The organism is Actinoplanes sp. NPDC048967 (assembly GCF_040649415.1).
Lineage (GTDB): Bacteria > Actinomycetota > Actinomycetes > Mycobacteriales > Micromonosporaceae > Actinoplanes.
Map to the genome: position 1 here is coordinate 909986 of NZ_JBEZFL010000002.1, position 12125 is coordinate 922110.

General features: G+C 70.0%; 12 protein-coding genes. All 12 read left to right on the forward strand.

Annotated elements, in window-relative coordinates; genetic code table 11:
* Positions 1-80 precede the first annotated feature (80 nt).
* The 12 genes from AB0C12_RS11040 (at position 81) to AB0C12_RS11095 (ending at position 12122) form a co-directional block, all read left to right on the forward strand.
* Complete coding sequence (locus AB0C12_RS11040) at positions 81-620, forward strand: flavin reductase family protein (protein WP_360546501.1); 540 nt, start codon at positions 81-83, stop codon at positions 618-620.
* Positions 621-729: 109 nt separating this feature from the next.
* Positions 730-1128: a DUF485 domain-containing protein gene (locus tag AB0C12_RS11045; RefSeq protein ID WP_360546503.1), complete on the forward strand. Its 399-nt coding sequence runs from the start codon at positions 730-732 to the stop codon at positions 1126-1128.
* Positions 1128-2807 (forward strand): cation acetate symporter, encoded by a 1680-nt coding sequence (locus AB0C12_RS11050; protein WP_360546505.1) that lies wholly within the window; start codon positions 1128-1130, stop codon positions 2805-2807. Before AB0C12_RS11045 ends, AB0C12_RS11050 begins: the two co-directional genes overlap by 1 nt.
* Before the next feature lie 70 nt (positions 2808-2877).
* The gene (locus AB0C12_RS11055) at positions 2878-3843 is read left to right on the forward strand and encodes an NAD-dependent epimerase/dehydratase family protein (protein ID WP_360546507.1); all 966 of its coding nucleotides are present in this window, start codon (positions 2878-2880) and stop codon (positions 3841-3843) included.
* A gap of 110 nt (positions 3844-3953) precedes the next feature.
* Positions 3954-5216: an LCP family protein gene (locus AB0C12_RS11060; protein WP_360546509.1), complete on the forward strand. Its 1263-nt coding sequence runs from the start codon at positions 3954-3956 to the stop codon at positions 5214-5216.
* 164 nt (positions 5217-5380) lie between these two features.
* Positions 5381-6586: an LCP family protein gene (locus AB0C12_RS11065; protein ID WP_360546511.1), complete on the forward strand. Its 1206-nt coding sequence runs from the start codon at positions 5381-5383 to the stop codon at positions 6584-6586.
* A gap of 15 nt (positions 6587-6601) precedes the next feature.
* Positions 6602-6937 (forward strand): rhodanese-like domain-containing protein, encoded by a 336-nt coding sequence (locus tag AB0C12_RS11070; protein WP_360546513.1) that lies wholly within the window; start codon positions 6602-6604, stop codon positions 6935-6937.
* Entirely contained in the window at positions 6934-7731 is a 798-nt protein-coding gene (locus tag AB0C12_RS11075) for a glycerophosphodiester phosphodiesterase family protein (protein ID WP_360546515.1), read from the forward strand. The genes AB0C12_RS11070 and AB0C12_RS11075 overlap by 4 nt, the downstream gene beginning before the upstream one ends.
* 85 nt (positions 7732-7816) lie before the next feature.
* Positions 7817-9259 carry an ATP-binding protein gene (locus tag AB0C12_RS11080; RefSeq protein ID WP_360546517.1) on the forward strand — a complete coding sequence of 481 codons (1443 nt, stop codon included), beginning with the start codon at positions 7817-7819 and terminating at the stop codon, positions 9257-9259.
* Positions 9260-9331: 72 nt separating this feature from the next.
* Complete coding sequence (locus AB0C12_RS11085) at positions 9332-10216, forward strand: DUF5926 family protein (RefSeq protein ID WP_360546519.1); 885 nt, start codon at positions 9332-9334, stop codon at positions 10214-10216.
* Positions 10217-10297: 81 nt separating this feature from the next.
* Positions 10298-11377: a hypothetical protein gene (locus AB0C12_RS11090; protein WP_360546521.1), complete on the forward strand. Its 1080-nt coding sequence runs from the start codon at positions 10298-10300 to the stop codon at positions 11375-11377.
* A 4-nt stretch (positions 11378-11381) separates the two neighbouring features.
* Positions 11382-12122: a glycoside hydrolase family 16 protein gene (locus AB0C12_RS11095; RefSeq protein WP_360546523.1), complete on the forward strand. Its 741-nt coding sequence runs from the start codon at positions 11382-11384 to the stop codon at positions 12120-12122.
* Positions 12123-12125: the final 3 nt, after the last annotated feature.

Sequence of the window (12125 nt, forward strand, 5' to 3'; positions counted from 1 at the left end):
GGCGGCCGTCGCTAGGACGGGCGCCAGCTCTGCGGGCACGCGGTGTTCACGCGACCGATATTACCGCCACGGGCGGCACAATGTTTCCCGTGAAACCTGTCGAGCCCGGCGCGCACATCCACTCCAGCGACCCGTTCGCCACCCCGGAGCAGGACAAGTCCGCGGTGCGGCGGCTGCGCGGGCGGCTGGCCGCGCCCGTCACGCTCTGGACCACGCCCGGGCCCGCCGGTCTCACCGTCTCCTCCATGCTGGTCGCCGACGGGGAGCCCGGCCGAGTGCTGGGACTGGTCGACGAGGAGAGCGACTTCTGGGACGCCGTCTCGGTCGCCGGTCGTTTCGCCGTCACCCCGCTCGGCCCCGGCGACCAGCAACTGGCCGATCGTTTCGCCGGGCTGATGCCCGCCCCCGGGGGACTCTTCGCCGGCGACGACTGGACCGAGACGGACTACGGCCGGGTGCCGGCGGGCGCGGGCACGTGGGCGGGTTGCCGGCTGGACGGGCAGCGACCGTACGGCTGGGGCCTGCTGGTGGAAGCGACGATCGAGACGATTCAGCTCGATGACGCCGGGCTCGTCCCTTTGCTCCACTTCCGCGGCCGGTACCGCGGGCTCGACCGGTAAGCGCAACAGGGGCGCCGCTCGGCGCACCTGACGACCGGCAGCCAGTGATCGCCACCACTGCTTCGTACGGTGCGGAAAAGACCCGCCCCCACGAAGGTGGTGAGCCACGTTGACAACCGAAACGACCCCGACCGAGAAGTATCTCGAGGTCCAGCGATCCGATGAATTCGCCGGGTTGCGCCGCAAGCTGCGCAACTTCATCTTCCCCGTGACCGTCGCGTTCTTCCTCTGGTACGCGCTCTACGTCCTGCTCTCGGCGTACGCCCGGGGCTTCATGTCCGTGAAGCTCATCGGGAACATCAACGTCGCGCTGCTGCTCGGCCTGCTGCAGTTCGTCTCGACGTTCGTGATCGCCTGGTACTACTCCCGGTTCGCGGCCCGGGAGATCGACCCGACCGCCGACAAGATCCGTGAGGACCTGACGGCCGGTGCCGCAGCCCGCGGTGCGGCGACGCCCGCCGCCCGTGCGGACGACGCCCCCGAGACCGACACGGAGGCGGCCAAGTAATGGAACCCCACCTCTACCTCGCGGCCGAGGCCACCTCGTCGACGAGCCGCACCCTGACCATCACGCTGTTCCTGATCTTCGTCGCGATCACCCTGGGCATCACCATCTGGGCGAGCCGGCAGACCAAGACGGCGACCGACTTCTACGCCGGTGGCCGGTCGTTCTCGGGCTTCCAGAACGGCATGGCGATCGGCGGCGACTACATGTCGGCGGCCTCGTTCCTGGGCATCGCCGGCCTCATCGCCCTGTACGGCTACGACGGCTTCCTGTACTCGATCGGCTTCCTGGTCGCCTGGCTCGTCGCGCTGCTGCTGGTGGCCGAGTTCCTGCGCAACTCGGGCCGGTACACGATGGCCGACGTGCTGGCGTTCCGGATGCGTCAGCGACCGGTGCGTACGGCGGCGTCCGTCTCCACCATCGTGGTGTCGATCTTCTACCTGATCGCCCAGATGGTCGGCGCCGGTGCGCTGGTCAGCCTGCTGCTCGGGATCAAGCCCGGCACCACGTTCCTGGGCATGGACGCCGACACCGCGAAGATCGCCACGATCATCCTGGTCGGCGCGCTCATGATCGTGTACGTCGTGGTCGGCGGCATGAAGGGCACCACGTACGTGCAGATCGTCAAGGCGTTCATGCTGATGACGGGCGCTCTGCTGATGGTTCTGCTGGTGCTGGCGCACTACAAGTTCAACCTGTCGTCGCTGCTCGGTGACGCAGCCGAACAGTCCGGCAAGGGTTCGGCGTTCCTGGAACCCGGGTTGCGGTACGGCGTGGAGACAGCCGGTGATGCGGCGAAGACGTTCTACAGCAAGATGGACCTGCTGTCGCTCGGCATCGCCCTGGTGCTCGGCACGGCCGGCCTGCCGCACATCCTGACCCGGTTCTACACGGTGCCGACCAGCAAGATCGCCCGCAAGAGCGTGCTCTGGGCGATCGGCATCATCGGCACGTTCTACCTGTTCACCCTGGCCCTGGGCTTCGGCGCGGCGGCTCTGGTGGGCGGCAAGGCGATCACCGCCCAGGACAAGGCCGGCAACACGGCCGCGCCGCAGCTGGCCCAGGCGCTGGGCATCGACTACTTCGGTGGTGACACGGGCGGCGCGGTGCTGCTCGCCATCATCGCGGCGGTCGCCTTCGCCACCATCCTCGCGGTGGTGGCCGGCCTGACCCTGGCGTCGTCGTCGAGCGTGGCGCACGACTTCTACGCCAGCGTCATGAAGCGCGGCCAGGCGTCGGAGCGCGACGAGGTACGGGTCGCCCGGATCTCGGCGTTCATCATCGGCGCCGTCGCGATCCTGCTGTCGATCTTCGCCCAGAGCCTGAACGTGGCCTTCCTGGTGGCGCTCGCCTTCGCGGTGGCCGCCTCGGGCAACCTGCCGGCGATCCTCTACAGCCTGTTCTGGAAGCGGTTCAACACTTCCGGGGCGCTGTGGGCCATCTACGGCGGTCTGCTCTCCGCCGTGGTGCTGGTGTTCTTCTCGCCCGTCGTCTCCGGCTCGCCGACGGCGATGTTCCCGGACAGCGACTGGCACTGGTTCCCGCTCAGCAACCCCGGCATCATCTCGATCCCGATCGGCTTCCTCTGCGGCTGGATCGGCACGGTGATCTCGAAGGAGACGGACGCGGACAAGTACGCCGAGCTCGAGGTGCGGTCGCTGACCGGCTTCGGCGCTCACTGACGGACAGGCGGTACCGGCCGGGGCCGACGCGCGAAATGCGCGTCGGCCCCGTTCGCTTAGAGTGTCGTCCATGTCAGTGCAACAGCGGTACGGCGCAGGCCATCGGATTCTCGTCAGCGGCGGCGCCGGCTTCGTGCCGTCCCACGTCGTCGACGCTCTCGTGGACCGGGGCTGCACCGTCGTGGCGATCGACAACTTCGTCACCGGGGCCAAGGAGAACGTGGCCCACCTGGCCGGCGAGCCGCGCTTCACCCTGATCGAGGCCGACCTCGTCCAGGGCCTGCCCGCGCACCCGGCGATGGCCGAGCGCTTCGACGCCATCCTGCACATGGCGTCCCCGGCCAGCCCCACCGACTTCGCCAAGCTGCCGCTGGAGATCCTCAAGGTCGGCTCGGTGGGCACGCTCGCGCTGCTCGACCGGGCGGTCGCGGACGCGGCGCGCTTCCTGATGGCGTCGACCTCCGAGGCGTACGGCGACCCGCTGGTGCACCCGCAGCCGGAGTCGTACTGGGGCAACGTCAACCCGATCGGCGTGCGGTCGGTCTACGACGAGTCCAAGCGGTTCGCCGAGGCGGCCACGATGGGCTACCACCGCTTCCACAACCTCTCCACCGCGATCGTGCGCATCTTCAACACGTACGGCCCGCGGATGCGCCCCGACGACGGCCGGGCCATCCCCACCTTCATCAGCCAGGCGCTGCGCGGTGCCCCGATCACCGTGCACGGCACCGGCACTCAGACCCGGTCGATCACCTACGTCGACGACCTGGTCCGCGGCATCCTGCTGCTGCTCGACTCGGACGAGACCGGCCCGATCAACTGCGGCACCGAGCACGAGCTGACCATGCTCGAGCTGGCCGAGCTGATCGTGCGGCTGTGCGGCAGCGACTCGAAGATCGATCTGGTCGAGCGGATGGCCGACGACCCGGAGAAGCGCCGCCCGGACCTGACCCTGGCCCGCACCCTGCTCGGCTACGAACCGCAGGTCGGGCCGGAAGAGGGCCTGCGCCGCACGATCGACTTCTTCAAGGGCTGAGCATTTCGCCACGGTAGTGAACGTTTCACGAGCAGTAATTGTCTCCTCCCTTCGTGCCGCGCCAGTGTCGATGCACGCTATGCCCGGTTCCGGGTACGTAACCTGAAGTCATGTCTGCGACCACGTCCCCTTGGGGTAGCTCCTCCGGCCGGGCTTCCGTGCCGGGCTCGATGAGCCGGGCCTCGGTGCCCGGCTCGGGCCGCGCCGGCGGCGGCGGTCCCGCATCGGCCCGCGCCGGTGTGCCGCGTGGTGGTTACGACAACTGGCCGCCCCGCGGCTCGGGTGGCGGCCCCGGCGGACCGGCCGGCCCGCCGCGGGGACCCGGTGGCGGCGGCAACTACCCCGGCCGGCCGTACAAGGGCAAGCGCAAGCCGCGCTGGGGCCGGATCGCGATGGTCGTCGGCGCGGTGGTGCTGGTCGGCGGTCTGGTCGCCGGCATCTCGCTGTACGGCTACGCCAACGGTCTCAACGACGACCTCAAGCGCACCGACGCCTTCTCCGACATCACCAAGGGCCGTCCGGTCAAGACCGTCGACGGCGCGCTCAACATCCTGCTGGTCGGCAGCGATTCCCGGGACCCGGACGCGACCAAGGAAGACACCAACGAGTGGCGTGCGGACACGCTGATCGTCATGCACATCCCGGCCGACCACAAGTCCGCCCAGCTGGTGTCGATCCCCCGCGACCTGTGGGTGCAGATCCCCTCCGGCAACTCGGCGGACTGCAGCAGCGGCAGCCGCGCCAAGATCAACGCGGCGTTCGCCTTCGGTGGCCTGCCCCGGGCCGTACGGACCGTGGAGTGCATGACCGACGTGCACCTCGACCACGTGCTGGCGATCGACTTCGGCGGCTTCAAGGAGGTCACCGACGCCCTCGGCGGCGTGGACCTCAAGGTCGAGCAGAACATCACCTCGATCCACAAGCCCTTCCGCAAGTTCAAGAAGGGCACCATGCACATGAACGGGGCCGAGGCGCTGGACTGGATCCGCCAGCGCAAGCAGTTCGCCCGCGGCGACTTCGCCCGCATGCAGCACCAGCAGGAGTTCCTGAAGGCGCTGATGGACAAGGCGGCCAGCTCCGGCACGCTGAGCAACCCGGCCAAGCTCAACGACTTCCTCAAGGCGACCACCAGCGCGATCACCGCCGACCAGGACTTCTCACTGACCGACATGGCCCTGCAGTTCCGCAGCCTGCGCGGCGAGAACCTCACTTTCATCACGAGCCCCAACCTGGGCAGTCAGACGATCTCCGGACAGAGCGTCGTCGTCTCCGATCGGGAGAAGGCACTTGCTTTGTACAAGGCGATCGCTGCCGACAAGATGGATGAGTGGATGACCTCGACGAAGACGCCGGCGAGCCAGGCCAACGGCTGATCCGGCACTAAACCGGGCAAAGGGCGCGGGTCGGCGGTCACCGCCGGCCCGCGCCCTTTGTTTAACGCTGCGTGTCATCGATATGAAACGCACAAGGCCTCGCAAGAGATCGAAGTTGAACGTACAGTGATGTCCGCCCGGATCCCGACCCGCTTGGAGAGCGCATGACCGTCCAGACCCCCCGACGTGCTTCGTCGCTGGATCGGGACGCCGTCACGGCCCCCAAGCGCACCGCTTCGGCCGGGCCGCCCGGCCCGCCCAAGGGCGGCAAGAAGGGCACCAAGGGCAAGAAGGACCCGATCTGGGCGAAGGCGACCCTGATCTTCGGCGCGGTCCTGATGATGGCCAGCGGCGCCGGCATCGTCGGCACCAAGTGGGTGGTCAGCAGCGCGACCAGCGCCGTCACGCAGGACAACCTGCTCGGCAACACCAAGAAGACGGCGGCCGAGGGCGGCAACAGCCTCAAGGGCCCGATCGACCTGCTGCTGATGGGCGTGGACGCGCGCAAGCGCTGGGCCGTCGACGATCTGCACGCCGACACGATCATCATCCTGCACATCCCGGCCAGCCACGACCAGGCGTACCTCGTCTCGGTCCCGCGCGACACCGAGGTGCAGGTCCCCGCCTTCGCCAAGAGCAAGTATCCGGGCGGCACCGCCAAGGCGACCGAGGCGTTCTTCCACGGCGCCCAGAACGGCGGCGGCTGGGCCGGCGGCGCGCAGCTCATGGCCCAGACCTTGAAGAACACGACGGGCATCAGCTTCGACGGCGCGGCCATCATCGACTTCAACGGCTTCAAGGGCGTCATCGACGCGCTCAAGGGCGTGAAGATGTGCGTGGACCAGCGGGTCAAGTCGCACCACATGGTCAAGGTGGGCGGCAAGCCGATGTATCTCGCGGAGGCCCGCAAGACCGGTAAGTCGCAGACGCCGATCTGGCACGAGAAGGGCTGCCGGGAGATGGAGGGCTGGGAGGCCCTCGACTACGCCCGCCAGCGCTACGGCCTCAAGAACGGCGACTACGACCGCCAGCGCCACCAGCAGCAGCTGATCAAGGCGATGGCCAAGAAGGCCAGCGGCAGCGGTGTGCTGACCAACCCGGTGAAGGTCAGCGGGCTGATGAAGGCCGCCGGCAAGGCCTTCGTGCTGGACACCGGCGGCGTGCCGGTCGCGGACTTCATCTTCACCCTCAAGGGGGTGGCCGCCAACGACCTGGTGCTGCTGCGCAGCAACAACGGCTCGTTCGCCGGCAACGGCAACGGCCGCGAGGCGATCACGCCCAAGACGATGGAGATGTACCGGGCCGTCAAGCAGGACAAACTCGCCGACTTCATCATCGGCAACCCGGACGTCGTGGCCCAGGAGAAGTAGCTCTACGCTGGTCGGGTGTTCGGACCTCAGGTACCCAGCGTGACGCCGTCCCAGGTGCAGCCCACGGCCTACCTGCTCGACGTGCGGGAGCCCGACGAGTGGACGGCGGGCCACGCGCCCGGCGCTCACCACCTGCCGATGATGGAGGTCCCGGCGCGCGTCGCCGAGATCCCCCAGGACACCGAGGTCGTGGTGGTGTGCCGCTCCGGCGGGCGCTCCGGCCAGGTGGTGTCGTATCTGATGGGCAACGGGTGGGACAACGTCCGCAACCTCGACGGCGGCATGCAGGCGTGGGCCGGCGACGGCCGCGATGTCGTCAGCGAGAACGGGCAGCCACCCCGCGTCCTGTGACCTCCGGCCGGCCTCTGGTCTTCGCCCACCGGGGCGGAGCCGACGCGCTGCCGGAGCACACTCTGGCGGCCTATCTGCGCGCCCTCGACGAGGGCGCCGACGGCGTGGAGTGCGACGTCCGGCTGACCCGTGACGGGCATCTGGTGTGCGTGCACGACCGGCGGCTCAACCGGACCAGCAACGGCACCGGCCTGGTCAGTGCCAAGACGCTGGCCGAGCTGGAGGAGCTCGACTTCGCCTCCTGGCACCCGGCCGCGGCGGCCGAGGAGTGGCTGGCGGACCACGTCCGGCTGCTCACGCTGGATCGTCTGCTCACCGCTCTGCGTGACCGCGGCCGCCCGGTGCGCCTACTCATCGAAACCAAACACCCGTCACGGTACGGCGCTGACGTCGAGCGCCGGCTGGTCGAGATGCTGCGCCGGTACGGCCTGGCGGAGCCGAAGCCCGACGACCCCATCCACGTGACCGTCATGTCGTTCGCGGCCCTGGCCCTGCGCCGGATCCGCCGGCTGGCTCCTCGGATCCCGACGGTCTACCTCCTGGAGATCGTGCCACCCGGCGTGGGCCGCGGCCGGCTGCCCTTCGGCGCGCGGATCGCCGGTCCGGGGATCGGCCTGATCCGGTCCCGCCCGCAGCTGGTCTCCGCGCTGCGCGCCGCCGGCCACCAGACCTACATCTGGACCGTCAACGAGGAACCGGATCTTGATCTGGTGCTGGCCCAGCATCCCGACGGCATCATCAGCGACCGGCCGAAGTTCGTGCTCGATCGCCTCGAGAAGGTACCGCCCGTGTGACCCCGGCCACTCTCGACCCGGTTAGCGGCAAGATCCACACCAACCGCTCTGCCCAAAAGCCCGTAAGCGAGGCAGACTCGCAGACATGCCGGATCGTCCCGACTACGCCGCGCTGACGCGAGGGCAGATCGAGCTTCTGAGGCGGATCAACGCCGGTGAGGCCGGCCTGGCCGTGCTGAACCAGCTCGTCCGCCTGGCCCAGGACGTGCTGGGCGGGCTCGGCGCCGGCTTCGCCGAGTACAGCCCCGGACACGGCCGGATCATCGCCGCCAGCGGCATCTGCGCCCGCGCGCTGGGCCGCCGGGTCGACCGCGCGGACGCCCGGCTGACCACCGGCAGCCGCACCCAGCTGGTCCCGCTCGACGACGAGACGGCCGCCCAGCTCGACGGCGAGCACCACCGGGTCCTCGTCGCCCGCTGCGAGATCGGCGGCCTGGTGGTCGGCGCCCTGTACGTCTACTACGCCGAGCAGGACGGCGAACCCGCCCCCGAGCACCACGACGTGCTGGAATTGCTCGCCACCAACATCGGCCACATGTACGGCGACCAGGCCGGCCTGCCCGTGCACGGCGACGGCCCGGTGGTGGCCGCCCTCTCCGACGGGCTGACCATCATCGACCGCGACGGCATCGTGCAGCTCTGGAACCCGGCCGCCGAGCAGCTCACCGGCCGTACCGTCGGCGAGATGCTGGGCCGCCCGCTGCAGTTCCCGGTCCCGCCGCCCGGCCAGGTGCTGGTCCACCGGCTGCCGTCCGGCCGGCTGCTCAAGGTCACCGCCGGGGATCTGCCCAACACGGCCGCGATGCGGGTCGTCACCTTCCGGGACTCCACCGACCAGGACCGCCGGCACGAGGACCGCGACCTGTTCGTCGCCGTCACCAGCCACGAGCTGCGCACCCCGGTCACGGTGATCAAGGGGTATGCGGACACGCTCACCAACCACTGGGAGACCCTGGGCGAGGACGGGCGCCAGGAAGCCGTCCGGGTGATCGGCGCCCGCGCCGGTGAGCTCGCCCGGCTGGTCGACCGGCTGCTCTCGGCCACCAGCGACGACGGTGAGGTCGGCGTCCACCCGCCCGGCCCGTTCGATCTCGTCGACGGCCTGCGCCACGCGGCCGGGCAGCTGCCCGAGGACCTGCGCCGCCGGCTGGTGCTCGACCGGCTGCCGGCCGAGCTGCCGAAGGCGTTCGGCGACCGCGACTCGCTCGCCACGATCCTCACCGAGCTGGCCACCAACGCGGACAAGTATTCGGGCCGCGACACGGAGGTCGAGGTGAGCGCCGACGCCGACGAGACGACGGTGACGTTCCGGGTCGCCGACCGTGGCATCGGTGTCAAGCCCGAACACGTCGAACGCGCCTTCGAACGCTACTGGCAGGGCGAGTCCCACGACCGCGGCCGCAACCCGGGCGCCGGACTGGGCCTCTACCTGGTCCGCCGCATCGTGGAACGCCAGCACGGCTGGGTCTCGCTGCGTCCCCGCGACGGCGGCGGCACGGTGGCGGAGGTCCGGCTCCCGCGGGCCTGACCTGATGATCCTTTTCGCCGCGGACGGCCCGGAGTGCCTGGATCGCGCGGCCACCGCCTAGGCTGGTTCGCCGTGAGCAAGCGTCGAAACCCCCGCGCCGCGGCCAACGCGGCCCCCAAGCGCCAGAAGGTGCGTGACATCTTCGTCGCCCGGCCGTTCGAAGGCCTGGCCGACGAGCCGGAGTGGATCGCGCTGCGCGAGCTGGTTCCGGCCGCTTCCGCGCCGCTGACCCTCAAACCCGAGATCATCTCCGAGTACGGGGACCGCCCCGTCACGCTCTCGACGGTGCTCCCGATGGCCTGGCCGGCGATGACCCGCCAGGACGGCCGGGTCTTCGTCGGGTTGCAGCGGCACGTGCAGTCCGGGGACGTGTCCCGGGACATCGCTGTGGCCATCCTGTGTGCCCTGCAGACCGAGCCGGGTGACACCGTGGCCGTGCCGGCCCTGCCGGGTGAGGGCCCGCGGCTGCAGGACATCCTCGTGGACGGCCCGCTGGACATCACGATGCACGACGGCTTCGAGTACTGGCTCGACGCCGAGCAGGCCGAGGACGCGAACGTGAAGGCGTCGCTGGAGCGGGCCAACGCCTCGATCTACCCGACCGTGCGACTGGGGGTGCCGGCCGCGTACTGGTGCCGGGTGCAGCCGGACAAGTCGCACGTGCGCTGGGTGCTGCCGCAGGAGGAGGACCCGGCGCTGGACGCGCTGGCCCGCCTCTCCGCGAGCGGCGACCTGCTGCTCGGCGAGCACACGAAGTTCGCCGGCATGTTCCGCGCGCACGGCCTGCTGGTCCCGGTCTGGGACGTCCCGGGTGAGCCCGAGGCCGGCGACTGGGAGGCCCCGCTGGCCGACTTCGCCAAGCGTTACACCGACATCCTGGCCGAGACCGCCCCGCTGGACGCCGCGGCCCGCCGGGCCAAGCAGGGCCTCGTGAGCCGGCAGCTGACGCTGCGCTGACCGCACCGACCCGTTCGGCGGGGTCGTACGCCCTCGCCGAACGGGTCGGACAGGCTCGCTCTGATTCCGTACAGTGCGGCCATGCGCACGTCAATCGCCGCTGCGATGACAGCGGCAGCTCTCTCATCCGTGCTTCCAGCCGCGCCGGCACTCGCCGCGCCGGCGGCGGACACCGCTCCGCCCGAGGTCCACTCCATCACCTTCGCCGAGTCCGCCGTGACGGTCTCCGGCCTCGAGACCCACTTCGTACAGGTACGGGTCCGGCTCACCGACGAAACCGGTGTCCAGCAGGAGGACTACGTACCCAGCGACCAGGCCGCCGGTCCCTCCGTGCAGGTGAACGGCGGGCCGAACAGCTACGTCGTGCTCCGGCGCACCGAAGGCACCGACCAGGACGGCATCTGGACCGGCTCGCTGCCGGTCACGTCGGTCTGGAGCGGGAAGATCGAACCGACCCGGGTCTACGCGCTCGACCAGACCTTCCAGAACCGGCTGGACGTCGATCCCCGCACGATCATCGAGACGCCCAGTCTCGAGGTGCAGAGCTCGCACCGGCCGATGATCGAGATGACCTTCAGCCCGGAGCCGGCCACCAAGGGCCAGCCGGTGACCCAGCGCATCCGGGCCTGGGACGCCACCACCAACGCACCCTGGCCGAACCTGCCCCTGACGATCAGCTCGGACAACGGATGTGTCGAGCCGGCCGGCTCCCTGTCCCGCCGCACCGGCGCCGACGGCACGTTCCAGCGCACGCTCAGCGGCGACGAGGCCCAGTGGCTGCAATGCGCCTGGGTGGCCGGCGAGGCCCAGCCCGGCCAGCCGTGGCCGCCCACCTACCTCGCGGTCACCAGCGCCCACGTCCGGTACACCCGCTACGTGGTGACCGCGACGCCCGCCGCCACCTCGGTGCCGGCCGGCACCAACGTGAACGTCGACGGCAACGTCACGCCGCTCGCGGTGGGCAAGACCGTGCAGTTGCAGCGCCGCTACCCGGACAACACCTGGCGCAAGGTCGGCACCGCCCTGATCCGCGCCAGCGGCCGCTACACCCTCGTGGCGACCCCGGCCGGCCAGGCCACGTACTCGTACCGCGTCTACGCGCCCGGTGACTACCGCGCGGTCGGCGGCACTTCCAAGGTGTTCACCATCCGGGGCACGTGAGTCGATGGAGGACCGCTTCGCCGGCGACGCGCTCGATCTCTCGGTGTGGCTACCGCACTATCTGCCGCACTGGAGTTCGCGCGCGTCGTCCGCGGCGACCTATGTGGTCGCCGACGGTGAGCTGCGGCTGAGCATCCCGCCTGAGCAAGGCCTGTGGTGCGAGGGGGTGCACGACGGCCCGCTGCGCGTCTCCGGCATCCAGAGTGCGAGCTTCTCCGGCCCGGTGGGCAGCCCGGTCGGCGGCCAGCCGTTCCGCGACGGCCTGCTGGTGGCCAGCGAGGAGCCCGAGTTCTGGGGCTACACCCCGCTCTACGGTCACATCGAGGCGCGTGCCCGCGGAGTGCTGTCGGCCCGGTCCATGATGGCCTTCTGGCTGTCCGGCATCGAGGACAAGCCGCAGCACTCCGGCGAGATCTGCGTGATGGAGATCTTCGGTGACGCGGTCCGGCCGGGCTCCGCCGACGTCGGCATCGGCCTGCACAAGTTCCGTGACCCCGGCCTGACCGAGCAGTGGTCCACAGTGCCGCTGGCCATCGACGTCTCGGAGTTCCACACATACGCGGTCGACTGGCAGCCAGGATCGCTGGTGTTCAGTGTGGACGGCACGGCGGTGCGTACGATCGGCCAGTCCCCGAACTATCCGGTCCAGCTCATGCTGGCCGTCTTCGACTTCCCGGACAGGGCGACCGGCGACGAGGACGGGCCGGTGCCCGAGATGATCGTCTCGCACGTGCTGGGCACCTGACCG

What these genes read in the sequence shown, in the direction of transcription:
- AB0C12_RS11040 (WP_360546501.1), top strand. Translation starts at nt 81, where the DNA reads ATGTTTCCCGTGAAACCTGTCGAGCCCGGCGCGCACATCCACTCCAGC.
- AB0C12_RS11050 (WP_360546505.1), top strand. Translation starts at nt 1,128, where the DNA reads ATGGAACCCCACCTCTACCTCGCGGCCGAGGCCACCTCGTCGACGAGC.
- AB0C12_RS11055 (WP_360546507.1), top strand. Translation starts at nt 2,878, where the DNA reads ATGTCAGTGCAACAGCGGTACGGCGCAGGCCATCGGATTCTCGTCAGC.
- AB0C12_RS11060 (WP_360546509.1), top strand. Translation starts at nt 3,954, where the DNA reads ATGTCTGCGACCACGTCCCCTTGGGGTAGCTCCTCCGGCCGGGCTTCC.
- AB0C12_RS11065 (WP_360546511.1), top strand. Translation starts at nt 5,381, where the DNA reads ATGACCGTCCAGACCCCCCGACGTGCTTCGTCGCTGGATCGGGACGCC.
- AB0C12_RS11080 (WP_360546517.1), top strand. Translation starts at nt 7,817, where the DNA reads ATGCCGGATCGTCCCGACTACGCCGCGCTGACGCGAGGGCAGATCGAG.
- AB0C12_RS11090 (WP_360546521.1), top strand. Translation starts at nt 10,298, where the DNA reads ATGCGCACGTCAATCGCCGCTGCGATGACAGCGGCAGCTCTCTCATCC.
- AB0C12_RS11095 (WP_360546523.1), top strand. Translation starts at nt 11,382, where the DNA reads ATGGAGGACCGCTTCGCCGGCGACGCGCTCGATCTCTCGGTGTGGCTA.